Origin of the sequence: Duganella aceris (assembly GCF_011090165.1) — a bacterium.
Lineage (GTDB): Bacteria > Pseudomonadota > Gammaproteobacteria > Burkholderiales > Burkholderiaceae_D > Rugamonas > Rugamonas aceris.
On the sequence record NZ_JAADJT010000002.1, the window covers coordinates 294,105 to 316,031 of the forward strand.

Annotated in this window: 23 protein-coding genes and 3 tRNA genes; 15 read left to right on the forward strand and 11 right to left on the reverse strand. The window is 64.1% G+C overall.

Annotated features, from left to right (window positions below; translation table 11 throughout):
* The first annotated feature begins 237 nt into the window (after window positions 1–237).
* The 3 genes from GW587_RS05785 to GW587_RS05795 are packed head-to-tail and all read left to right on the forward strand — an operon-like array spanning window position 238 to window position 2,176.
* Window positions 238–861 carry a peptidylprolyl isomerase gene (locus GW587_RS05785; protein WP_166099790.1) on the forward strand — a complete coding sequence of 208 codons (624 nt, stop codon included), beginning with the start codon at window positions 238–240 and terminating at the stop codon, window positions 859–861.
* A 43-nt stretch (window positions 862–904) separates the two neighbouring features.
* Complete coding sequence (locus GW587_RS05790) at window positions 905–1,399, forward strand: peptidylprolyl isomerase (protein WP_166099792.1); 495 nt, start codon at window positions 905–907, stop codon at window positions 1,397–1,399.
* Between the two features lie 3 nt (window positions 1,400–1,402).
* Window positions 1,403–2,176 (forward strand): UDP-2,3-diacylglucosamine diphosphatase, encoded by a 774-nt coding sequence (locus tag GW587_RS05795; RefSeq protein WP_229259304.1) that lies wholly within the window; start codon window positions 1,403–1,405, stop codon window positions 2,174–2,176.
* A 33-nt stretch (window positions 2,177–2,209) separates the two neighbouring features.
* Here GW587_RS05795 and GW587_RS05800 read toward each other — a convergent pair whose 3' ends face one another.
* From GW587_RS05800 to GW587_RS05815, 4 genes are all read right to left on the reverse strand, one after another.
* Window positions 2,210–2,962, reverse strand: coding sequence for a tetratricopeptide repeat protein (locus tag GW587_RS05800; RefSeq protein ID WP_166099795.1), 753 nt, complete (start codon window positions 2,960–2,962; stop codon window positions 2,210–2,212).
* A gap of 42 nt (window positions 2,963–3,004) precedes the next feature.
* Window positions 3,005–3,616 (reverse strand): DUF6622 family protein, encoded by a 612-nt coding sequence (locus GW587_RS05805; RefSeq protein WP_371875551.1) that lies wholly within the window; start codon window positions 3,614–3,616, stop codon window positions 3,005–3,007.
* The gene (locus tag GW587_RS05810; protein ID WP_166099801.1) at window positions 3,613–4,794 is read right to left on the reverse strand and encodes a GAF domain-containing sensor histidine kinase; all 1,182 of its coding nucleotides are present in this window, start codon (window positions 4,792–4,794) and stop codon (window positions 3,613–3,615) included. The genes GW587_RS05805 and GW587_RS05810 overlap by 4 nt, the downstream gene beginning before the upstream one ends.
* A gap of 66 nt (window positions 4,795–4,860) precedes the next feature.
* Window positions 4,861–5,421 (reverse strand): DUF1439 domain-containing protein, encoded by a 561-nt coding sequence (locus GW587_RS05815; RefSeq protein WP_166099804.1) that lies wholly within the window; start codon window positions 5,419–5,421, stop codon window positions 4,861–4,863.
* A gap of 29 nt (window positions 5,422–5,450) precedes the next feature.
* Here GW587_RS05815 and GW587_RS05820 point away from each other — a divergent pair, with 29 nt between their 5' ends.
* The 5 genes from GW587_RS05820 (at window position 5,451) to GW587_RS05840 (ending at window position 9,179) form a co-directional block, all read left to right on the forward strand.
* Window positions 5,451–6,158, forward strand: coding sequence for a DUF72 domain-containing protein (locus GW587_RS05820; protein WP_166099807.1), 708 nt, complete (start codon window positions 5,451–5,453; stop codon window positions 6,156–6,158).
* 79 nt (window positions 6,159–6,237) lie between these two features.
* Window positions 6,238–6,609 (forward strand): GntR family transcriptional regulator, encoded by a 372-nt coding sequence (locus GW587_RS05825; protein ID WP_166099809.1) that lies wholly within the window; start codon window positions 6,238–6,240, stop codon window positions 6,607–6,609.
* On the forward strand, window positions 6,606–7,463 hold the full coding sequence (locus GW587_RS05830) for an ABC transporter ATP-binding protein (RefSeq protein ID WP_166099811.1): 858 nt from the start codon (window positions 6,606–6,608) through the stop codon (window positions 7,461–7,463). Before GW587_RS05825 ends, GW587_RS05830 begins: the two co-directional genes overlap by 4 nt.
* Complete coding sequence (locus GW587_RS05835; protein ID WP_166099814.1) at window positions 7,460–8,413, forward strand: hypothetical protein; 954 nt, start codon at window positions 7,460–7,462, stop codon at window positions 8,411–8,413. The genes GW587_RS05830 and GW587_RS05835 overlap by 4 nt, the downstream gene beginning before the upstream one ends.
* Window positions 8,414–8,417: 4 nt before the next feature.
* Window positions 8,418–9,179: a hypothetical protein gene (locus GW587_RS05840; RefSeq protein ID WP_166099816.1), complete on the forward strand. Its 762-nt coding sequence runs from the start codon at window positions 8,418–8,420 to the stop codon at window positions 9,177–9,179.
* Window positions 9,180–9,266: 87 nt separating this feature from the next.
* Here GW587_RS05840 and GW587_RS05845 read toward each other — a convergent pair whose 3' ends face one another.
* From GW587_RS05845 to rnr, 4 genes are all read right to left on the reverse strand, one after another.
* Window positions 9,267–9,944, reverse strand: a complete 678-nt coding sequence (locus tag GW587_RS05845; protein WP_166099819.1) for a YceH family protein — start codon at window positions 9,942–9,944, stop codon at window positions 9,267–9,269.
* Between the two features lie 9 nt (window positions 9,945–9,953).
* Window positions 9,954–10,697, reverse strand: a complete 744-nt coding sequence (cysE, locus tag GW587_RS05850; protein ID WP_166099821.1) for a serine O-acetyltransferase — start codon at window positions 10,695–10,697, stop codon at window positions 9,954–9,956.
* Between the two features lie 126 nt (window positions 10,698–10,823).
* The gene (rlmB, locus tag GW587_RS05855; RefSeq protein WP_207393373.1) at window positions 10,824–11,555 is read right to left on the reverse strand and encodes a 23S rRNA (guanosine(2251)-2'-O)-methyltransferase RlmB; all 732 of its coding nucleotides are present in this window, start codon (window positions 11,553–11,555) and stop codon (window positions 10,824–10,826) included.
* A gap of 15 nt (window positions 11,556–11,570) precedes the next feature.
* The gene (gene rnr / locus GW587_RS05860) at window positions 11,571–14,018 is read right to left on the reverse strand and encodes a ribonuclease R (protein WP_166099827.1); all 2,448 of its coding nucleotides are present in this window, start codon (window positions 14,016–14,018) and stop codon (window positions 11,571–11,573) included.
* 342 nt (window positions 14,019–14,360) lie between these two features.
* Here rnr and GW587_RS05865 point away from each other — a divergent pair.
* Window positions 14,361–14,445, forward strand: a tRNA-Leu gene (locus GW587_RS05865).
* Between the two features lie 54 nt (window positions 14,446–14,499).
* Here the strand turns inward: GW587_RS05865 and GW587_RS05870 are convergent.
* Window positions 14,500–16,098, reverse strand: a complete 1,599-nt coding sequence (locus tag GW587_RS05870; protein WP_166099829.1) for an ATP-binding protein — start codon at window positions 16,096–16,098, stop codon at window positions 14,500–14,502.
* A 176-nt stretch (window positions 16,099–16,274) separates the two neighbouring features.
* Between GW587_RS05870 and GW587_RS05875 the strand changes: the two genes are divergently transcribed.
* Window positions 16,275–16,359: transfer RNA gene (locus GW587_RS05875), tRNA-Leu, on the forward strand.
* A gap of 39 nt (window positions 16,360–16,398) precedes the next feature.
* Here the strand turns inward: GW587_RS05875 and GW587_RS05880 are convergent.
* A complete protein-coding gene (locus GW587_RS05880; protein ID WP_166099832.1) occupies window positions 16,399–17,136 on the reverse strand; it encodes a substrate-binding periplasmic protein in 738 nt (245 codons plus the stop codon).
* A gap of 145 nt (window positions 17,137–17,281) precedes the next feature.
* On the opposite strand from GW587_RS05880, the gene GW587_RS05885 reads away from it, so the two are divergent.
* Window positions 17,282–17,366 (forward strand) — tRNA-Leu (locus GW587_RS05885).
* A gap of 55 nt (window positions 17,367–17,421) precedes the next feature.
* Here the strand turns inward: GW587_RS05885 and GW587_RS05890 are convergent.
* A complete protein-coding gene (locus GW587_RS05890; RefSeq protein ID WP_166099834.1) occupies window positions 17,422–18,270 on the reverse strand; it encodes an NmrA family NAD(P)-binding protein in 849 nt (282 codons plus the stop codon).
* Window positions 18,271–18,388: 118 nt separating this feature from the next.
* On the opposite strand from GW587_RS05890, the gene GW587_RS05895 reads away from it, so the two are divergent.
* The 4 genes from GW587_RS05895 to GW587_RS05910 all read left to right on the forward strand — a co-directional run bounded on the left by GW587_RS05895 (window position 18,389) and on the right by GW587_RS05910 (window position 21,912).
* Window positions 18,389–18,808 (forward strand): winged helix-turn-helix transcriptional regulator, encoded by a 420-nt coding sequence (locus tag GW587_RS05895; protein WP_166099837.1) that lies wholly within the window; start codon window positions 18,389–18,391, stop codon window positions 18,806–18,808.
* Window positions 18,809–18,851: 43 nt separating this feature from the next.
* Entirely contained in the window at window positions 18,852–21,071 is a 2,220-nt protein-coding gene (locus GW587_RS05900; protein ID WP_229259305.1) for an ATP-binding protein, read from the forward strand.
* Between the two features lie 14 nt (window positions 21,072–21,085).
* The gene (locus tag GW587_RS05905; protein WP_166099839.1) at window positions 21,086–21,283 is read left to right on the forward strand and encodes a hypothetical protein; all 198 of its coding nucleotides are present in this window, start codon (window positions 21,086–21,088) and stop codon (window positions 21,281–21,283) included.
* Between the two features lie 65 nt (window positions 21,284–21,348).
* Window positions 21,349–21,912 carry a phasin family protein gene (locus GW587_RS05910; protein ID WP_166099842.1) on the forward strand — a complete coding sequence of 188 codons (564 nt, stop codon included), beginning with the start codon at window positions 21,349–21,351 and terminating at the stop codon, window positions 21,910–21,912.
* Window positions 21,913–21,927: the final 15 nt, after the last annotated feature.

Sequence of the window (21,927 nt, forward strand, 5' to 3'; positions counted from 1 at the left end):
GCACGGCGGCTCGGGCAATACGATAACCCGGCGCGGCACAGGATTGGGGTGCGCACCTGGAATTTCATCGTTTGCCGTGGAGACCGACAGACCCTCGGTAATGTTCTTCTTTCCACCGTAAGGGGTAGAATGGAACAAGTATAGCATTGATAAAAACAGCATAGTCCCAATCTGATCCGGGATTTTGCCGAGCAGGACTCTTTCCAACACTTATAAAATCTACATGAGGAAGCACCAATGCAACAAACTCAGCCCTCGCTGTACGCCAAATTGATGACCATGTTCGCCGGTTTCGCCCTGTCCGGCGCCGCGCTGGCGGCCCCAACCGCCGCTCCCGTCTCCGCCACGCCGCAGGTCGAGATCAAGACGTCGATGGGCGATATCGTGGTCGAACTGGACCGCGAAAAAGCGCCCAAGTCGGTCGACAACTTCCTCGGCTACGTCAAGTCCGGCTTCTACAAGGGCACCATCTTCCACCGCGTGATCGACGGCTTCATGATCCAGACCGGCGGCTTCGATGAAAAGCTCAAGCAGAAAAAAACCAACAAGCCGATTCCGATCGAATCGCAAAACGGCCTGCTGAACAATAAATACACGCTGGCGATGGCGCGCACCGGCGATCCGAATTCCGCCACCTCGCAATTCTTCATCAACGTCGAGAACAATGATGCCTTGAACTACCCCGGCCGCGACGGCTTCGGCTACGCGGTGTTCGGCAAGGTCGTCAAGGGCGAGGAAGTGGTCGACAAGATCAAAGGCGTGCTGGTCGACGACAAGGGCATGTTCCAGAACATCCCGGTGATTCCCATCGTGATCAAGTCCGCCACGATTTTGAAGACACCGATCCAGCCAAAACAGTAAAATAGCGGCCTGCCGTATCTTTTAACCATTTCGGGATAACAAAATGACCAACGTAATCATCACCACCAACCACGGCGCCATGACCGTCGAACTGAACGACGAAAAAGCCCCTAAATCGGTCGCCAACTTCCTGGCCTACATGGAAGCCGGTCACTACAACGGCACCATCTTCCACCGCGTTATCGACGGTTTCATGGTCCAGGGCGGCGGTTTCGAGCCAGGCATGAAGCAAAAGCCGGCCGACGCCACGGTTGAAAACGAAGCCAAGAACGGCCTGAAAAACGAACCGTACACGCTGGCCATGGCCCGCACCTCGGCGCCGCACTCGGCATCGGCCCAGTTCTTCATTAACGTGAAAAACAATTCCTTCCTGGACTACCCAGGCCAAGACGGCTGGGGCTACGCGGTCTTCGGCAAGATCATCGCCGGCACCGAAGTCGCCGACGCGATCAAGAAGGTCAAGACCACCCGCAGCGGCATGTTCGCCGACGTGCCGGCGGAAGACGTCATCATCGAGAAGATCGAACTGGCTGCTTAATCAATGGACCAAAACAACATGCGCGCGGACCAGGTCTGCGCGCTGTTTATTTCAGATCTGCACCTGCAGCCCGCGCATCCCGCCACCAGTGCGGCGTTCTTCGACTTCCTGGAACGGCATGCGCGGCGCGCGCAGCAGCTGTACCTGCTCGGCGACCTGTTCGAATACTGGGCCGGCGACGACGATATCGACGATCCCTACCACCAGCAGATCATCGCCGCGCTGCGCGCCGTCAGCGATGCGGGCGTGACCGTCCATTGGATCGCCGGCAACCGCGATTTCCTGGTCGGCGCCAAGTTCGCCGAGGCAACCGACGTCATGCTGCTGCCGGAAACCTGGGTGGCCGAGATCGCGGGCCTGCGCGTGGTCGTGCTGCACGGCGACGCCCAATGCACCGAAGACACCAAATACCAGGAATTCCGCGCCATGGTGCGGCAGCCGGCGTGGCAGCACCAGTTCACCGCGATGCCGCTGGCGCAGCGCAAGGCCATCATCGCCGGCCTGCGCGCCGACAGCCGCAAGGAACAGGGCAATAAATCCTACGAGATCATGGACGTGACGCCGCAGGCGATCGCCGAGGTGTTCGAACAGACCGGCACCGACATCATGATCCACGGTCACACCCACCGCCCCGCCCTGCACCTGGTCGACGGCAAGCGCCGTTACGTGCTGCCGGACTGGGAGGCGGACGCCAGCCCGCCACGCGGCGGCTGGATCGCCATCGACGCGCAAGGCAACATCACCCGCCACGACCTGAGCGGCGCGACCATCGGCTAGCTCGCGCCGAGCCGCCGGCGCCGGCAGCAACGCTTAGCGCTGCACGCCGGCCATCGCCGTGTTCAAGCGCCGAATCAACGGCTGGTTGATATCGCGCGTGTGGCGGGTCCAACGCTCCATGGTGCGCTGCAGTTCGGCGTGCAGTGCGTTGGCCTTGGCCGTGTCGCCGACGCCCGCCGCCCAGATCGCAAACTCCGCCTGCGCGGTGAAGCTGTTGTAACGGCTCAGCGCGAACTCGAACTCCGCCCTCGCCTCATCGTTGCGGCCCGCCGCCGCCAGCGCCTGCGCCAGCAGCAGCGACACTTGCTCCGGCCGGAAATTGGCGTCGCTGTTGCGGATGGTTTGCAGATGCGTCACCGCCGCCGCCGCGCGGCCGCAGGCCAACGTGGCGCGCGCCGCGCCGAAGCGGATCTCCAGGTCGCCAGCGAACGGACCCTGCAGACAAGCCTCATAGGTAGCAGCCGCCTCGTCGGCGTCGCCCGCCTCCATCAAGGCGCTGGCCAGACGCATCTGATTCTGCGCAGTGGGAGTGTATTCGTAGGCATCGCGCGCCTCGCGCAAATCGCGGCCCGGATCGAGCGTCCTGGCGGCCACCGTCACCGCTTTGCGCGCGCCGTGCTGCAATTTAGAATTCGGCAAATAGATGGCGATGAAATACACCACGCTGCCGAGACCTGGAAACATGAACAGGATCATCAGCCAGTACATCTGCTGGCCGCTGCGAATCACGTGGATCGCAAAGAACAACGCCACCAGAACATGAATTCCGATACCAAAGATTGCCATGAATCGCCCCAACAATGAAAGTGTGAGGCGAATTGTAAAGGATTACGCGGCGACCGCGTCCGCCGGGCGCAGCCACACGCTGGCATAGCGCGCCAGGCGGCCGAGGAACACGCCGTTGAACACGCCGTACAGCGCGGTCACACCCAGTGCGAACGGCAGGCTGTGCGGCAACTCGGGATGCATCGCCGACGCCACCGCCACCGTGTATTTGGTCAAGAAGATCGCCATCATCATCGCCAGCGGCATCCAGCTGCCGCGCTGGTGGATGGTGCCGGCGGCGCGGTCGATGGCGATGTCGCCGTTGGTCATGCGCCAGATCAGCGCCATGCCGGCCAATACCCCGATCGCCCACACGCCCCAGACGCCCGCACCCAGCGCGCCGTGGCCGTTCAAGCCGGACAGCGCCAGCACCAGCATCACGCCGGGAATGATGGCCATCTTCTGCAAGGTGATGTCGCGGTCGCGGCTGGCCAGGTAGCCGCGATACAGCAGGAAGGCGAGCAAGGCCCAGACGTAGACGGGGGTGTGGGAAATGATTTGCTGAATCATGGTGCGCTCCGCAGGTGTGGTTAAGGTGGAGCCACTATGCCCCGCCCGCTTGCGGCGCGGGCCGCGATGCGACGAAATGCGCCGCAGCGGCGCGAGCTGCGCTATTTCAGCGTGAAAATAAAGGAAGTCAGGTTGTCCGCCGACAGCACATCGATGTCGCCGCCGTGCGACTGGGCGATTTCGGACACGATGAACAGGCCCAGCCCCAGGCCTTGACCGCCGACACCGGGATTGCCGCGCCAGAACGGCTTGAACAATTGGGCCATGGTTTCCGGCGTCATGGCCGACCCCTCATTGCTGACGATCAGTTCAAGCTTGCCGTCACGGCGATGCGCTTGCACCCATACCGGGCGCGACGGGTCGCCGTGCACCAGCGCGTTCTTGACCAGATTGGACATCAGCTGCGCCAGCCGGCCGGCATCGCACAACACCGCTCCGACGATGAGGATGTCGGCGACGATCTCGCGCTGCGGGTAGGCGCCGCGCAACTCGGCCACCACCTGTTCGAACGCGGCCTGCAGCGCCGGCTCCGGCTTGAGCGCCAGCGCGATGCCGCCGCCCATGCGGCCGCGCGTGAAGTCGACCACGTCGTCGACCAGGCCGGAGATGCGCAAGGCGCTGCGGCCGATGCGATCCACCACCCGCAACGCGTTGGGCGGCAGCTCCAGCATGCGCAACACTTCGGCGCCGCTGACGATCGAGCTCAGCGGCGTGCGCAGATCGTGGCCCAGCACGGCGATGAATTGCTCGCGCAGCTCGGCAGATTCCAGCTCGCCAAGCAGCGCATGTTGGGCGTCGGCCAGGATGCGTTCGGTTTCCAGCTGCTTGGAGATCAGTTGCGCGAACAGCGCCAGGCTGTTGGTCACGGCCGGCACCGACAGGTTCGCCGCCACCGGATCGAGCCCGCACAGGGTGCCGAAATATTCGCCGTTGGGACGGAACAGCGGCACCGAGATGTAGCTCTGGAAGCCGTAGATCCGGGGCGTGTGGTGGTCGTGGTAGCGGGCGTCGGTGGAGACGTTGTCGATGACCACGGCGCTGCCGGTGTCGCGCACTTCCTCGCACAGCGTGGTGGTCACGTCCAGTCCGTCGCCGACATTGAGGCCGAAGGCCAGCCGGTCGAGCACGGCGCAAGTGGTCCAGGAGTCGGCCGTCACCCGCGCCACGCAAACAAAGCGCAGACCGGTGATCGCGGCCACCGTCTCCAGGATGGTGGGCACCGCCTCGATCGACTGAATGGTGGCGATATCGGCGGCAATGTTAACGGCTAAATCACGGTGCATGCAAAGGGTCTCGGATCGGGGGATGCGGCCATCTTACAGGCTTGGCGGCCAGATCGCGAGCCGAGATTACTTTACCGGTTGTAAATTTGCGACCAAGCCACCGGGCCGGGTATCGATGCTGGTCAACGCGAATTGCACGCCGGCATAGCGCAGTTCCTCCGCGCGGAAGGTATGCACCGGCACATCCTTGATGATGTTATCGCTGAGCAGGTTGGCGACGCTGGTGAGCTGGTTCTGCTTGCCCTCGTCCATGTTATCCAGCACGAAGCGGTCCACGTGGGCATCGGCGATATAGACGGCGTTGCGCAGGCTGTCCACCCTGACCCGGCCGGACATGGCCATGCTGCCATGCCAGGTCTGGCGCGCCAGCAGCGGCGTCACGTTCAGGTCGAAGCTCAGCGCCACGCGATCGCTGTCCGCCAGCACCGCGAGCCGGGGCTGACTCAGCTCCACGTCGAACACGCCCAGCACGCGGTGATGGATCGGGAACTTGCGGTCCAGGTCGCGTTGCAGCCGCTCCTGCGGCAGCTCGACCTGGCGCGGGCCGATCAAGGTGGCGCAGGCGGCCAGCATGATCAGGGCCATCAGCGGCGCGGCGAATTTTGCATAACGGTTAATATTAATCATCTGACTCTTCCAAAACATAACGCGATATTATGAACCACACCCGGATAGGCTGCGCAGGCTGGAGTATAGACAGGGATTCGGCGGCGCGCTTTCCTGCTGGCGCCAGCCATCTGGAACGTTACGCTCAGGTACTGAACGCGGCGGAGATCAATTCCTCATTCTACCGCCCGCACCAGCCGCAGACCTACGAACGTTGGGCGACCAGCGTGCCGGCCGATTTTCGTTTCTCGGTCAAGCTGCCGCGCAGCATCACACACTTCGCCCGCCTGGCCGGCGTCGACGAGCCGCTGGCAGCGTTCGCCGACCAGTCGGCCGGGCTGGGCGACAAGCTCGGCTGCTTATTGGTACAGTTGCCGCCCAGTCTGGGGCTGGACCGCGCGGTGGCGGATGCGTTCTTCGCCACGCTGACGGCGCGCTTCGGCTGCATGATCGCCTGCGAGGCGCGTCACGGCGGCTGGTTCGGCGACGACGCCACCGCGCTGCTGCAAACACACGGCATCACCCGCGTCATCGCCGATCCGCCGGCGCGCGAGCCCGCACCGTATGTGCCGACCTCCGGCGCGGTCTATGCCAGGCTGCACGGCAGCCCGCGCATGTATTACTCCTCCTATGACGACGCCTACCTCGACAGCGTGGCGGCCTACCTGTCCGGCAAGGACGCCTGGTGCATCTTCGACAACACCGCGTCCGGCGCGGCGCTGTCCAACGCGCTGTCGCTAAAACAACAACTCGCATAAACCGCTTGATTTTTTGATTCCTAGTGTTATAGTTCACTACTACACCACTTCATTAACACAGATCAAGGGGTACACATGTATGTCCACAATAGGCTGGAATGACAATGCGCCGATTTATCGGCAGCTCAAGGACCGGGTGGTCGGCATGATGCTCGACGGCCTGCTCAAGCCGGGCGACGCCCTGCCCTCCGTGCGGCAGATCGCCGCCGATTATCAACTCAACCCGATCACGGTTTCACGCGCCTACCAGGAGCTGGTGGACGAAACCCTGGTGGAAAAAAGAAGGGGACTTGGTATGTACGTCACTGATGGCGCCCGCGACAAACTGCTGGCGAGCGAACGCGAACGCTTCCTGCGCGAAGAATGGCCGGCGATGCTGGAACGCATCCGCCGCCTCGGCCTGGAGCTGGAAACCCTGCTGCGCGCCGCCGCGCCTGGAGGTGCGACATGAGCGCCATCATCACCGCGTCCAACCTGAGCAAGCAGTACGGCAAGAAGCCGGCGCTGGACGGCGCCAGCTTCACGGTCGAGGCGGGCCGCATTATCGGCCTGATCGGCCCCAACGGTTCCGGCAAGACCACCACGCTCAAAGCCATCCTGGGCCTGACCCAGTTCGAAGGCGAGCTGTCGGTGCTCGGCATGGATCCGCGCACCCAGCGCGAGGCGCTGATGAACGACGTCTGCTTCATCGCCGATGTCGCCATCCTGCCGCGCTGGCTCAAAGTCAAGGATGCGATCGCCTTTGTGGAAGGCGTGCATCCCCGTTTCGACCGCAGCAAAGCGGAAAAGTACCTCGCCAACACCAAGCTCAGCCCGGACATGAAGGTCAAGGCCATGTCCAAGGGCATGGTGGTGCAGCTGCACCTGGCGCTGGTGATGGCGATCGACGCCAAGCTGCTGGTGCTGGACGAGCCGACGCTCGGACTGGACATCCTGTACCGCAAGCAGTTCTACCAGAACCTGCTGGAAGACTATTTCGACGAGAACAAGACCATCCTGATCACCACCCACCAGATCGAGGAAGTCGAGCACATCCTGACCGACCTGATGTTCATCCAGGACGGCAAGATCTCGCTGGCCGCGTCGATGGATGAAGTGGGCGAGCGCTTCACCGAGGTGATGGTCGAGCCGCAATTCATCGCCGCCGCCAACGCGCTGCAACCGCTGAGCCAGCGCACCGTGTTCGGCAAGGCGATCATGCTGTTCGACGGCGTGCACCGCGCCCAGCTGTCGACCTTCGGCGAACTGCGCACGCCCAGCGTCGCCGATTTGTTCGTCGCCACCATGAAAGGAACCTACGCATGAAAACCATGAAATGGCTGATCAAGCGCGAGCTGTGGGAAAACAAGGGCTCGCTGGTGTGGGCGCCGACCGTGATCGCCTCGCTGCTGGGCTTCCTGGCGCTGGCCGCCATCTTCCTCGGCAAGAATATCCAGTTCAACGACGAAGGCCAGGCGATGTCGGTGGGCAAAGTCACCATCGAAGGCGCGATGCGTCTGCGCATCGCCGAGACCATGTCGCAGGCGTATGTGGCGTCGGCGATGCCGGTGTTCATGGTGCTGAGTTTGCTGGTGTTCTTCTACTGTTTGGGCGCGCTGCACGACGAGCGCGCCGACCGCAGCCTGCTGTTCTGGAAATCGCTGCCGGTGTCGGACCTGACCACGGTGCTGTCGAAGGTGCTGACGGCGGTGGTGGTGGCGCCGCTGATCACCATCGGCATCGGCCTGGTGCTGTCGCTGGTGGTGCTGCTGGCCGGCTGCGCGCTGTTGCTGGCGCACGGCACCAACCTGTTCGGCGCCGTGCTCGGCTCGCCGGACTTCTACCTGACGCCGCTGCGGCTGGTGGGGCTGCTGCCGGTGTACATCCTGTGGGCGTTGCCGACGGTGGGCTGGTTGCTGATGGTGTCGAGCATGGCGCGCTCCAAGGTGTTCCTGTGGGCGGTCGGCACGCCGGTGGTGGTGTCGCTGCTGCTGCTGTGGGCCGAGAAGGCGCTGCACTTCGGTCTCGACGCCGGCTGGTTCGTCACCTCGGTGGTCAACCGCATCCTGCTGGGCGTGGTGCCTGGCTCGTGGCTAGCGTTCAGCAGGGACAGCGTCTCGCTGCCGCACGACGAGCACAAACTGGCGTTGCCGGACGCGATCTTCAACGCCTCGTGGTCGACCTTGGGCGGCGTCAGCGTCTGGATCGGCGTCGCGGCCGGCGTGGCGATGATCGCGGTCGCGGTGTGGATGCGCCGTCGCCGCGAAGAGGGTTAAGCAAGTGGCGGCCATCAAAGCCTGGATCGCCGCCCTGCTGTTGCTGGCCGGCCTGATCTGCCAACCGTCCAGGGCGCAAGAAGCGGCCGGCACCAAGGCGGTCGAAACCACCGAAGCCGACGCGCCATCGATGGTGGTCATCAACGGCACCCGCAGCCCGGAGTTACAGCCCTACCGCTACATGCTGTCCGGGCTGGACGCCTTCGACGACTACCACGCGCTGGCGCCGGCGGCGACGGAAGTCCGCTTCCGTCTGCGCGGCAAAGGCAAAGCGCCGGCGGACGTGCTGGACGGCGCGGTGGTGCGGCTGTCCGGCAAGCAGACCGACATCACGCTGCCTTTGGCGGCGGACGGCCGCTTCATCCTGCCGCGCGACGAAGCGGCGCAGGACGACAACGCGGACGTGGTGGTGAACCGGAAAAAGAGCTACATCGGCTGGAGTCCGGAGGTGCGCAGCGCCGGTGTGCCGGACGGCATGCGGCGGCTGGGCGATATCCGGCTGGAGTGCCGGGTGATGGTGGGGGTGGCGAAGAACTACATCCCGTTCATGCTGCGCGCGATGATCAACACGCTGACGCTGACGACCGACTGGTGCGGCTACAAGGACTTCAACCTGAGCGTGCGCGGCGACCGCGCCATCACCAGCGCCACGCTGGTGGAAGGCGAGCGCCGGCTCGAACTCAAAGTCGACGACGACGGCAAATCCTACTCGGTGCCGATCGGCGACAAGAGCTACTCCAACGACGCGCTGATCGAGCTGCAATAAAAGGTGTCAGTGCCGACATTCGGACATCGCGGGAACTTTTCCGCGTTGGGAAATTCCGGCATGTCCGAATGTCGGCACTGACACCGGTTATTCGAACTGCTTGCGGAACTCGGCGAACTGGGCGGTCAGGTCTTCGACCTGGCTGCGCAGTTGTTGCACTTCCTGCTCCAGCGCGCCGATGCGCGTGCCTTGCCCGCCCGTATTGACCGAGCCGCCCAGGCCGGCCGCGGTCTCTTCGCGCGCCAGCGCTTCTTCGCCACCCAGCAGCTGGCCGTAGCGCGGCTCTTTCGTGCCGGGCGCCAGCGCCAGCCGCGATACCAACGGCGGATATTTGTCGATCAGGAACTGCAGCGCCTGCTCGACGTCGGCCACCGATTTGAACTCGTGCACGCGCCCGCTGCGGGTGCGGATTTCGCCCGCCGTCTGCAGCCCGCGCAGCATCAGGATCGCCAGCACCGCCAGCTTGTCCTGCTCCAGCGACCATTTGATGCGCATCCGGTGCTCATACTTGGTGACCCGCGCGCCGGCCTGGGTGATGCCGTTGACGTACTTGCCCTGCATCAGACGCTGCAGCACTTCGGCCACCGTGTCCTCCGACAGCGACATCACCGGATCGCGGCTCGACAATTGATTGCAGCCGTTGACGATCGCGTTCAGCGACAGCGGGTAGTTGTCCGGCGTGAGCGCTTCCTTTTCGGCCAAAACGGCCAGGACGCGGATTTCAAACGGGTCCAGTATTTCTGCGCCTTCGGGCGTTGTTTCCATGTGCAGTCCTTATTCGACGAGCTTGTTCAGTTGGTCGGAATTCAATTTATCACATTCGGGCACGCCTTGACATTGCAAGCCCGCCGCTTTCATCGTGGCCAGTATCCGTTCGATCTGCTCTTCCTGCTTGACGGCGTGATTGATCAGCCCGTGCAGCGCCTTCGACAGCGGGTCGTCGCCGTTCGGCGTGACGCCATACGCGGAGAACAGATTGGCGGTGGCGCTGGCCGCCGCCACATCCTTCTGCACGATGTGCGCCGGATTGCCGACCGCCGTCGCGCCCGCCGGCACCGGCTTCAGCAGCACCGCGTTCGAGCCGACCTTGGCGTATTCGCCCACCGTGAAGCCGCCCAGCACCTTGGCGCCGGCGCCGACGATGACGCCGCGCGCCAAGGTCGGGTGGCGCTTGGTGCCCGTGTGCAGCGAGGTGCCGCCCAAGGTCACGCCCTGGTAGATGGTGCAGTCGTCGCCCACCTCGGCCGTCTCGCCGATCACCACGCCGAAGCCGTGGTCGATGAAGACGCGCCGCCCGATCGTCGCGCCCGGGTGGATCTCGATCCCGGTGACGATGCGCGCCAGGTAGGAGATGAAGCGGCCCAGCCATTTCATCTTGTGCCACCAGCACCAGCTGGCCCAGCGGTGCATGACGATCGCCTGCAGCCCCGGATAACAGGTCAGCACCTCCCAGGCGTTGCGGGCGGCGGGATCGCGTTCGATGATGCTGTTGATGTCTTGGCGCAGGTGGTGGAACATGGGATGACGGGGATGACAACCGAAACGCCAATGTTAGCGTATCCGGTCGGGAGTTGCTGGGAAGCGGCTTGCTTGGGAGGGAGAACGGCGGCCCTCGAAAGTGAGCCGCCGGGAGTGCGTCGCTAATTAGATGTCTTTAGCGATACGCTGGCGGCGCGCCTCGTACAGACAGACGCCGGAGGCGACCGAGACGTTCAGGCTTTCCACCGAGCCGAACATCGGGATCGAGACCAGCATGTCGCAGGTCTCGCGGGTCAGGCGGCGCATGCCCTCGCCTTCCGAACCCATCACCAGCGCGGTCGGGCCGGTGAAGTCGGCTTCGTACAAGCCCTTGTCGCCGTCGTCCGAGGTGCCGATCAGCCAGATGTCGCGGTCCTTCAGATCACGCAAGGTGCGCGCCAGATTGGTGACGGTGATGTACGGCACGGTCTCGGCCGCGCCGCTGGCGACCTTGGCGGCGGTGGCGTTCAGGCCGACCGCGCGGTCCTTCGGCACGATCACCGCGTGGGCGCCGACGCCGTCGGCAACGCGCAGGCAAGCGCCCAGGTTGTGCGGATCGGTGATGCCGTCCAGCACCAGCAACAGCGGCGGGCCGTCGATGGCGTCCAGCAGCTCATCCAGATTGCGCGCCAGCGACAGCTGCGACGCGAACGCGATCACGCCCTGGTGCCGGCGGGTGCCGACGATCTTGTCCAGCCGCGCCGAATCGACCGGCATGACGCGCACGCCGGCGGCCTTGGCGTTGGCCACCAGGTCTTTCATGCGACGGTCGTCGCGGCCGATGTCGACGAAAATTTCTTCCACGGATGAGGCCTCATGACGCAAACGCGAGGTCACCGCGTGGAACCCGAAAATCATTTTATTCTTACTCATTTATCGCTTCTTTTTACTTTTTGAGACAGGCTTCGCTGCTCGGGGTGCTACCGCGGCACTCGCCACGGCATTAGTCTTGCGGCCGCCACGCGCCCTGCCCGCAGGCTTGGCGGCGGCGACGGTATTGGAAGGCTGCGCTTTCGGCACGGCCGGACCAGGCTTGATGTTGCTCTTGCGGTCTTTCGACTGCGAGTCCGACTTGTCGGCTTTCGGCGGCGGCGCGTCGGCACCGGCCAGGCGCAGGTCGATCTTGCGCGACTCCAGGTCGACGCGCACCACCTGCACGCTGACGCGGTCGGTCAGCTGGAACTTCTTGCCGCTGCGTTCGCCACGCAGTTCGTGACGCGCATCGTCGTACTGGAAGTAGTCGGCGCCGAGGTCGGTGACGTGCACCAGGCCTTCGACGAACAACTGATCCAGCTGCACGAAGATGCCGAAGGTGGTCACGCCGGTGATGACGCCGGTGTATTCCTCGCCCAGCTTGTCCTGCATGAAGTAGCACTTCAGCCAGGCTTCGACGTCGCGCGACGCTTCGTCGGCGCGGCGTTCGTTGGCCGAGCAGTGCACGCCCAGCGCGTCCCACACGGTCAGGTCGACGGCTTTCTTTTCCTTGCCTTCGGCCTTGTCCTTGGCCTGCTGCTTGCGCGTGGCGTTGGAGACGTTGGTGTTCAAGATGCTGGTGGCGGCCACTTTCGGCTCGTACTTCTTGCCCAGCAGGATGGCCTTGATGGCGCGGTGCGTCAGCAAGTCCGGATAGCGGCGGATCGGGCTGGTGAAGTGGGCATACGCCTCGTACGCCAGGCCGAAGTGGCCGATGTTGTCCGGCGAGTACACCGCCTGCTGCATCGAACGCAGCAGCATGGTTTGCAGCAGCGACGCGTCCGGACGCAGCTTGACCTGCTTCATCAGCTCGGCGTAGTCGCCGGCCGACGGCTTGTCGCCGCCGTTCAGGTTCAGGCCGACCTGCTTGAGGAAGGTGCGGACCTGTTTCAGCTTCTCGGCGGTCGGGCTGGCGTGGATGCGGTAGGTGCCCGGGTGCTTGTGGCGGATCAGCAGGTCGGCCGCGCAGACGTTGGCGGTCAACATGCATTCTTCGATCAGCTTGTGCGCATCGTTGCGGGTGCGCGGGATGATCTTTTCGATCTTGCCCGACGGATTGCAGACGATGTAGGTCTCGGTGGTCTCGAAGTCGATCGCGCCGCGCAAGGTGCGCGCCTTCAGCAGCGCCTGGTACACGTCGTACAGGTTCTGCAGGTGCGGCACGATGGCTTGACGGCGCGCGGCTTCAGGGCCCTTGGTGTTGCCGAGGATGTCGGCCACTTCGCTGTAGGTCAGGCGCGCGGCCGAATGGATCACGGCCGGGTAGAACTGGTACGCCTTGACCTCGCCCTTGGCGGTGATCACGGCGTCGCACACCAGCGTCAAACGGTCGACCGCCGGGTTCAGCGAGCACAGGCCGTTGGACAGCTTCTCCGGCAGCATCGGAATCACGCGGCGCGGGAAGTAGACCGAGGTGCTGCGCTCCAGCGCGTCGGTGTCGAGCGCGTCGTTCGGCTTGACGTAGTGGCTGACGTCGGCGATGGCGACGATCAGGCGGAAGGCGTTGCTGCGGCCGATCTTGACCGGTTCGCAGTAGACCGCGTCATCGAAGTCGCGCGCGTCTTCGCCGTCGATGGTGACCAGCGGCACGTCGCGCAGGTCGACGCGGTCGGCCAGGTCGCTGTCGCGCACGAAGTCCGGCAGCTTGTTGGCTTGCTTCAGCGCGGCGTCGGAGAAGATGTGCGGCACGCCGAACTTGCGCACGGCGATTTCGATCTCCATGCCCGGGTCGTCCAGCGAGCCCAGCACTTCAACGATCTTGCCGACCGGCTGCTTGAAGCGCATCGGTTGCTCGGTCAGCTCGACGCTGACGATCTGGCCCGACTTGGCCTTGCCCAGCGAGCCTTCGATGATGATGTCCTGGGCGATGCGCTTGTCTTCCGGCGCCACGATCCAGGCGCCGTTTTCGTTCAGCAGGCGGCCGATGATGTGGGTGTTGGCGCGGCTGACCACCTCGACGATGGTGCCCTCCGGGCGGCCGCGACGGTCGACGCCGATCACTTTGGCCAGCACGCGGTCGCCATGCAGCACTTTCTGCATTTCTTTTTCAGGCAGGAACAGATCCTCGCCTGGTTCGTCCGGGATCACGAAACCGAAGCCGTCGCGGTGGCTGCTGACGCGGCCGGCGACGAAGCCGGTTTCCGCCGCCAGCGAGAACAGGCCGCTGTCGTCGGAGACCAGCTGGCCGTCGCGTTGCATGGCGTTCAGGCGGCGCGACAGCACGGCTTGCGCCTCGGTCGCAACCTTCAGCGTTTTCGACAGGGCGCGCAGGTCAAGCGGCGCGTTGGCGCTGCGGAAGATGCCGAGAATTTCCTCCCGGCTGGGAATGGTGTGGGTAGATTGGTTCAAAAGTATTTCTATAGTTATTTATTGACAGTTTCAGAGAAAATCCGGCCTGGCAAATTCGTCAGGTGCATATATATGTCATGACGACAGGCGTAGTGTACTTGGAAACGCCCTGCTTGACCAATTCGCCGCCTTTGGCGCGGTTAGTTGGAACTTTTCATCAAAGGGCATTTGACATCGCTCAGGATTCATCTATAATCTTGGTCTCTCGCAGCGACAACGTTGAAAAACGAAAGCAAAGCGGGAAACTGCTAGACAGGGTTGATGTGCAGTATGGAACGAAAGTTCATCTGGCGCGAAACTCTCCCCGTCGTTATAATAGCAGAGTTGTAAAGTAGCATCAGTGCCCACGTGGCGGAATTGGTAGACGCGCATGGTTCAGGTCCATGTGCCGCAAGGTGTGGGGGTTCGAGTCCCTCCGTGGGCACCACAAATTCCGCAAAAAAGCCTCCATCGAGCGACAGCGCGATGGGGGCTTTTTTCATTATTCGGTCCATTCCAGCTTGAGCTGGTTGCGGATCTCGCGCAGCAGGTCGTGCTCGTTGACCGGCTTAGCCAGGAAGGCGTTGGCGCCAACCTCCAGCGAGCGCTCCTCCTCTTCCGGGGTCGAACTGGCGGAAATCATCAGCACCGGCGTCTGCGCCGTGCGCGCGCCGGCCCGCAGGCGGCGCGTGGTTTCGATCCCATCCATGTCCGGCATCACCATGTCCAGCAACACCAGGTCCGGCGCGGCCGCCTCCGCCTGGCGCAACGCGGCCTGGCCGTTGTCCGCCTCCAACATGCTGAAGCCCAGCGCGCCCAACAGGTCGCGCAGCAAGGCGCGGTTGGCCGCCACGTCGTCCACCACCAGGATGGTCTTGCGCGGACCGACGTAACCGGTGGCGATGCGCGAGCCGTCGGCCGGCGCCACCACCAGCTCCGCCACCACCTTCATCGACACGTCGAACCAGAAGCGGCTGCCCTTGCCCGGCGTGCTTTCCACTCGCAGCTCGCCGCCCATCAATTGCACCAGCTGGCGGCTGATCGCCAGGCCCAGCCCGGTGCCGCCGGCGCGGCGCGAGGCGTCGCCGACCTGCTCGAACGGACGGAAGATGGCTTCGACGTGATCGGGCGCGATGCCGATGCCGGAATCGCTCACCTCGAAACGCAGCCGCGCGGTATCGGCCGCCACGCCGTCGCCGGCCGGCAGCGGCGCCACCCGCAAGCGCACCGACCCGCGATCGGTGAACTTGAGCGCGTTGCCCAGCAGATTCAGCAACACCTGGCGCAGGCGCGTCTCGTCGACGCTGATCGCCATCGGCAGGCCGGCCACCAGCTCCAGCTCGAAGTGCAGATGCTTTTGTTCGGCGCGCACGCGCATGATGTCGGCCACCACGCTCAGCAACTCGCCCAGCCGCACCGGCTTGGGATGGAACTCCATCTTGCCGGCATCCACCCGCGACAGGTCGAGCACGTCGTTGATCAGCGCCAGCAGATGCTGACCGCCCTGCTGGATGGTGCTGATGCCGGTCTGCTGCGGCGCGGTCAGGCTCTTGTCGCGCTTGAGGATTTGCGTGTAGCCGAGGATGGCGTTGAGCGGCGTGCGCAACTCGTGGCTCATCGCGGCGAGGAAGGCGCTCTTGGCGCGGTTGGCCACTTCGGCCCGCTCCATCGCGGCGCGCAGCTCCTCGTTGACCTGCCGCAGCTCGGCGTTGACGGCGGCCAGTTGCGCCGGACTGGGAATGCGCAGCGCGACCGGCACCAGCCGCACCAGCACCACGGCGGTCACCACCGACGCCACCGCGGTGATCGCCTTGAGACTGACCGACAGCACATAATCGGGATACCACACCACCCAGATGTCGGCGATGTGGGTAGCGCCGCAGGCCAGGATGAACACGCCGAAGGCGATGAACATCCAGTCGAACGGCATGTCGCGTCGCTTGCGGATGAAGTAGATCAGCGTGATGGGAATGGTGAGGTAGGCCAGCGCGATCAGCGCGTCGGAAATCACGCTGGTCCACAGGATGGAGGGAATCCACTGGAAGCAGTGCCCGTGCGGCATGAATCCCTGGCTATCAAACCAGTTGCTCAACGTCTCCATCGCCATCTCCGGTTTTTAGATGTGCGAACCACTTTACGAAAGTGCGGGCGAACAAGCAAGCAGGAAATCTTTCAGAAAAGAAGCACATCGCTCTTGACGCTGCGGCACCCCTCCCGTATAGTTCTGGCCTCTGACGCGGAACACGCGACAGAGAAAAGCAACAAAGAAGTAACAGTGCCCACGTGGCGGAATTGGTAGACGCGCATGGTTCAGGTCCATGTGCCGCAAGGTGTGGGGGTTCGAGTCCCTCCGTGGGCACCACAGAATTCCGCAAGAAAAGCCTCCCTCGGGAGGCTTTTCTTATTTCAGCGACTGCATATATTCCGCATATTTGCCGCTGTCCTTCAGCCGCTTCAGTCCCTTGTTAAATGCCACCATCAAGCGCTGGCTGGACGGATTACTCTTGTTCAGCAACAGGTGATAAGGCGTGATGTTGTAGGGCTTGGGATCCCAGGTGATCTGCGCGGCCTGCTCGGCCGTCATCTCTTCGCGCAGGATGTAGCGGCCCGAATCCAGGTTGGCCGGGAACACATCGAAACGCCCCGCCGCCAGCTTGCGGAAATTGAGCTCGTCGCTGGGCGCGGTGCGATCGATGGTGATCGCCGGATCGCTGTCGAACAGATAGTCATAGCCGGCGGTGCCGCCCAGCCGCACGCCGACCAGCGTCCGCCGATCCCATTGGAACGCCTTACGGTAGAAAAATACCGACTTACCTTCGAACACGACGTCGCTGAAATAAAACCTGCGCATGCGATCGCTGTCGCGCTCGGCGGTGCTCCAGACCAGGGTGCCGTTGGCGCCGCCGCTGACCGCTTCCAGATATGCCCTGCTCCACGGCCGGAACACATAGTTGACCGTGACGCCCTCCAGCGCGAAAGCCTCGCTGACGATGCGCGAGACGGGCCCATAGTGCGGCGCTTGCGCCGACAGATAGGGCTGCCACTCGCCGCTGGTCAGGGTGATGGTCTCGCCGGCACGGACGTGAAGCGCCAACAAAAGCAGGCCGGCTGCGGCCAGCGTCCGATGCAAAGCAAGCATGAAACGGCAATCTCATATTAATCAGACCGCCATTATGCTGGAATAATTTCACAAAAGCACCAAATCACTATTGACGACCGAGCGGGCGTCCTTTAAGATTCGGGCCTCTGTTGCAGAACACGTCGCAGAGAAAAGCAGTAACAGTGCCCACGTGGCGGAATTGGTAGACGCGCATGGTTCAGGTCCATGTGCCGCAAGGTGTGGGGGTTCGAGTCCCTCCGTGGGCACCACAGAATTCCGCAAAAAAGCCTCCATCGAGCGATAGCCCGATGGAGGCTTTTTTCATTAGGGCGCGGCTTTGACGGCGGCGGCCAGCGCGATGGTCGGATGGCCGATCAGCTTGCCCAGCGTGCCGCTGTTGTCGTCCAGCGCGCCCTTGGCGGCCTGCGCATCCGAATCGGCGATCAGCTCCGCCAGCGGCGCCGGCAATCCCAGCCCCAGCAGCATCTCCCGGTATTCCGTCTGCGACAGATTATGGAACGGCAGCGGCTTGCCGGTCTGGCGCGCCACTTCGGCAGCCAGCTCGGCCAGCGTGAAAGCGGTATCGCCCGCCAGCTCATACACCTGCTCGACCGGACCGGCGCTGGCCAGCACCGCAGCCGCCGCTTCCGCGTATTCCGCGCGCGCGGCGGCCGCGATGCGACCTTCTCCCGCGCCGCCGGCCAGCGCGCCGTGCGCCACCGCACCGCCCAGCGTGCCGGTGTAGTTCTCAATGTACCAGCCGTTGCGCAGCAAGCTGTAGTGGAGTCCCGAGGCGCGGATCGCCTGCTCGGTCTCGCGGTGCTCGGCGGCCAGCGACAGCGTCGAACGGTCGGCGTGCAGCACGCTGGTGTAGGCCAGCAGCGCGACCTTGGCGCGGACGGCGGCGTCGATCACGTTGCGGTGCTGCGGCACGCGCTGCCCCAAATCGTTGGAAGAAATCAACAGCACCTTGCTTGCGCCTTGCAAGGCCGCGTCCAGCGAAGCCGGATCGGTGTAGTCGGCGCGGCGCACCTGCACGCCCAGCGCGGCCAGGTCGGCCGCCTTGGCGACGTCGCGCACGGCGGCGACGATCTGGGCGGCGGGGGTGGTCTTGAGCAGGCTGGCGATCGTCAGACGGCCCAGTTGGCCGGTGGCACCCGTAACGATAATCATGATATTTCCTTTCGGTTGAATTCCGCAGGCACATTCCTGCGCGATGGAATCCATCATATAGGCTATACTAACGGAATGTAAGTACATACATTTTAGTTAGTATGAAACGGAGCATCCCATGAGCGAACACACATCCAGCAAAGCCCTGCGCAACGCCATCGCCGGGCGCGACGACGCCCAACGCGGCCAGGTGCTGGCGGCGGAATGCCCGTCGCGCATCGTGCTGGGCCACATCACCAGCCGCTGGGGCGTGCTGGTGATGGTGGTGCTGCTGGACGGCACCCACCGCTTCAGCGCCTTGCGGCGCGCGGTCGGCGGCGTCAGCGAGAAGATGCTGGCGCAGACGCTGGACGCCCTCGCCTACGACGGCCTGGTGCTGCGCGTCGCCCACCAGGTGGTGCCGCCGCACGTCGAATACAGCCTGACGCCGCTGGGGCGCGAGGCGGCCGAGCGGCTGGAAGTGCTGGTCGATTGGATCGAGGACAGTTTCCCCCTGATTAAGCAAGCACAACAGGAGTCAGAACTGAGGGCTGCATAAGCGGCGTTCTTGTAATACACTAACTCCACCTCCGCATGCGGAATTGGACCAGCCAACAATGATGCCGCCGTTCTCCTCCGATCAGCCGCGCACCATCCTGATTGCCACCAGCGCGGCATCCGATCTTGCCGCGCTCGGCGACACGCTGGCCCGTTACCATTACCAACTGCACGCCGTCAGCCGCGGCGACGCGGCGCTGGCCGCCGCCGCCGGCGGCGATATCGCGCTGGCGCTGCTGGACGTGACGCTGGCCGGCAGCGCCAGCCTGGAACTGTGCCAGCGCCTGAAGCGCGCCAGCGGACGCGTGCTGCCGGTGTTCCTGCTGTCGGCCCAGCCCAGCGAAGATGAACGCCAGCGCGCCGTCGACGCGGGCGCCGCCGCCTACCTGCCGTTGAATTTCGACGCCGAACACATGGCGGAAAAAATCCTGCTGCAACTGAAGGCGATCGCGCCCGCCCCTATCGTCGCCGGCACGCCGACCATGGCCTCGCTGGAGGTCAACTACCACACCATCCTGTCGGGCTCGCCCGATTCCATCCTGCTGATCCAGCGCGGCAGCAGCAAGGTGCTGGACGTGAACCGCAGCACGCGCCAGCTGTTCGGCATGACCGAGACCGAGCTGGTGCAGACCGACCTGCCATCGCTGTGCCCGCCGTTGCAGCCGGACGGACGCGACTCGCGGCAAGTGTTCGACGCCTATGTCGAACGGGTCATGGCTGGCGACATGCAAGTGTTCGAACTGGCGATGAAGCACAGCTCCGGCCGCCTGATGACCTGCGATCTGCGCATGGTGCCGCTGAACACCCCGGGCTACCGCCTGATGCATGTCCGCATCATCGACCTGACCGCGCGCAAGCTGGCCGCCGAGCTGCGCGACGGCAAGAACGTACTGCTGGAAATGATCGCGCGCGGCGCGCCGCTGAGGCAGACGCTGGAACGGCTGGTGCTGCTGATCGAAGCGCAACTGGACGGCGGCTTTTGCACCGTGATGCTGCTTAATCCCGACGGCGTCACCGTCGAGAGCGCCGCCGGTCCCAGCATGCCGGCCGACTACCTGGCCGCGCTGAACGGCCTGTCGATCGGACCGACGGCCGGCTCCTGCGGCACCGCGATGCACCGCAAGCAGACCGTGGTGGTCGGCGACATCCTCAACGACCCGCTGTGGGCGTCGTATCGCGAGGTCGCGCTGCACTACGGCCTGCGCGCCTGCTGGTCGATGCCGATCCTGCTCGACCAGGACACGGTGCTGGGCTCGTTCGCCATGTACTACAAGGACGTACGCAGCCCGACCGAGGACGACCGCCGCCTGATCAGCGCCGCCACCCACCTGGCCGGCATCGCCATCGCACGCACCCGGCGCGAGGACGAGCTGCTGCGCCACCGCGAGCACCTGGAGGAACTGGTGTCGGCGCGCACCGCCGAACTGCGCCAGGCCAAGGAGGACGCCGAGCATGTCAACGAAGAACTGAGCACCGCGCTGGACAACCTCAGCCTGACGCAGGAAGAGCTGGTGCGGCGCGACAAGCTGGCGGCGCTGGGCGCGCTGGTGGCCGGCGTCGCGCACGAGCTCAACACGCCGATCGGCAACAGCCTGATGATGGCCGGCAGCATGAGCGAGCGCACCGCCGAGCTGCGGCGCGACATGGAGGGCGGCCTGCGCCGCTCGGTGCTGGAAGCGTATCTGAACGAAGCCGCCAGCGCCGACGAGGTGGTGCTGCGCAACCTGAAGCGCGCCGCCGCGTTGGTCGACAGTTTCAAACGCATCGCGGTCGACAGCGCCGGCTCGCAGCGCAGCCGCTTCGTGCTGGGCGACCTGATCGCCGAGCTGCTGCAATCGCTGCAGGCCGACGTGCGCCGGCACGGCCTGGACCTGATCGAAGACGTCGAGCACTGGCTGGAGATGGACAGCTATCCCGGCCCGCTGACGCAGGCGCTGAGCAACCTGATCGACAACAGCCTGGTGCACGGCTTCGACCACGCCCGGCGCAGCGACGGCGCCATCACCATCATTGCGCACGACGGCGGCAACGGCGAGATCGCCATTACCGTCAGCGACAACGGCGCCGGCATCCCGGCCGCCAACCTGGCGCGCATCTACGACCCGTTCTTCACCACGCGGCTCGGCTCCGGCGGTTCCGGGCTGGGCCTGTACATCACCCACAACATCGTCACCGGCGTGCTGGGCGGCCACATCGAAGTGAGCAGCCTTGAGGGCAAAGGCGCCAGCTTCACCATGCGCCTGCCCAAGGTCGCGCCGCGCTGACCGGATCGAGCATCATGAAAAAAATCCCGACGCTTATTGTTCTTTCGCTGTGCTGCGGCGGCCTGGTCGCCGGGCCCGCGCCCTGGTGGAAATGGCGCAGCAAGATCGACGGCGCGCTGGTGTGTTCGCAAACGCCGTTAGGGCCGGGCTGGGTGCAGGCCTACGGACCGTACAAAGATAGCCGTTGCGAAAAGCCGGTGAATGCTAAATAATGGCCCCACAACAACACGGACCAACCGGACACCAGCCACATCCCATATCACCATGAGGAGACTGTATGTTTACGAATCCCGAACAATTCGCCAACGCCACCAAAGCACTGTTTGAATTTCAACTTGAGACGTTCAACGCGCTGACCAGCAAAGCGGTGCAAGGCGTGGAACAGGTGGTGGCGCTGAACATGGCCACCGCCAAATCGCAGATGGAAGACGGCTTGGCCGCCGGCAAGGAAATCAGCCAGGCCAAGGATCCCAAGGCCGCGATGTCGCTGGCCGCCGCCAAGGTGCAGCCGGGCCTGGCGGGCGCCGCCGCGTACAACCAGCAGCTGGGCGGCATCATCGCCGAGATCCGTGAAGAATTCACCCGCGCCGCCGACGCCCACGTGGCCGAAGCCAAGAGCAACTTGAGCGCCTTGATTTACGACGTCACCAAGAATGTCCGTCCGGGATCGGAGAACGCGGTGCAGATCGTCAAGACCGCGATCGACAATGCCTTCGCCGGCTATGAACAAGTGACCAAGGCCACCAAGCAGGCGGTGGAGGCGGTGGAGACGCAAATCGCCAAGGCCAGCGCGATCGTCGAGCAGAACACCCCAAAACCCGCCAAGGCCGCCAAGAAATAAAGGGGGCAAGCCGGC

Coding starts and splice junctions, on each gene's coding strand:
- GW587_RS05785 (WP_166099790.1), top strand. CDS start 238: ATGCAACAAACTCAGCCCTCGCTGTACGCCAAATTGATGACCATGTTC.
- GW587_RS05790 (WP_166099792.1), top strand. CDS start 905: ATGACCAACGTAATCATCACCACCAACCACGGCGCCATGACCGTCGAA.
- GW587_RS05795 (WP_229259304.1), top strand. CDS start 1,403: ATGGACCAAAACAACATGCGCGCGGACCAGGTCTGCGCGCTGTTTATT.
- GW587_RS05800 (WP_166099795.1), bottom strand. CDS start 2,962: ATGGCAATCTTTGGTATCGGAATTCATGTTCTGGTGGCGTTGTTCTTT.
- GW587_RS05810 (WP_166099801.1), bottom strand. CDS start 4,794: ATGCACCGTGATTTAGCCGTTAACATTGCCGCCGATATCGCCACCATT.
- GW587_RS05815 (WP_166099804.1), bottom strand. CDS start 5,421: ATGATTAATATTAACCGTTATGCAAAATTCGCCGCGCCGCTGATGGCC.
- GW587_RS05820 (WP_166099807.1), top strand. CDS start 5,451: ATGAACCACACCCGGATAGGCTGCGCAGGCTGGAGTATAGACAGGGAT.
- GW587_RS05825 (WP_166099809.1), top strand. CDS start 6,238: ATGTCCACAATAGGCTGGAATGACAATGCGCCGATTTATCGGCAGCTC.
- GW587_RS05830 (WP_166099811.1), top strand. CDS start 6,606: ATGAGCGCCATCATCACCGCGTCCAACCTGAGCAAGCAGTACGGCAAG.
- GW587_RS05835 (WP_166099814.1), top strand. CDS start 7,460: ATGAAAACCATGAAATGGCTGATCAAGCGCGAGCTGTGGGAAAACAAG.
- GW587_RS05845 (WP_166099819.1), bottom strand. CDS start 9,944: ATGGAAACAACGCCCGAAGGCGCAGAAATACTGGACCCGTTTGAAATC.
- cysE (WP_166099821.1), bottom strand. CDS start 10,697: ATGTTCCACCACCTGCGCCAAGACATCAACAGCATCATCGAACGCGAT.
- rlmB (WP_207393373.1), bottom strand. CDS start 11,555: ATGATTTTCGGGTTCCACGCGGTGACCTCGCGTTTGCGTCATGAGGCC.
- GW587_RS05870 (WP_166099829.1), bottom strand. CDS start 16,098: ATGGAGACGTTGAGCAACTGGTTTGATAGCCAGGGATTCATGCCGCAC.
- GW587_RS05880 (WP_166099832.1), bottom strand. CDS start 17,136: ATGCTTGCTTTGCATCGGACGCTGGCCGCAGCCGGCCTGCTTTTGTTG.
- GW587_RS05890 (WP_166099834.1), bottom strand. CDS start 18,270: ATGATTATCGTTACGGGTGCCACCGGCCAACTGGGCCGTCTGACGATC.
- GW587_RS05895 (WP_166099837.1), top strand. CDS start 18,389: ATGAGCGAACACACATCCAGCAAAGCCCTGCGCAACGCCATCGCCGGG.
- GW587_RS05905 (WP_166099839.1), top strand. CDS start 21,086: ATGAAAAAAATCCCGACGCTTATTGTTCTTTCGCTGTGCTGCGGCGGC.
- GW587_RS05910 (WP_166099842.1), top strand. CDS start 21,349: ATGTTTACGAATCCCGAACAATTCGCCAACGCCACCAAAGCACTGTTT.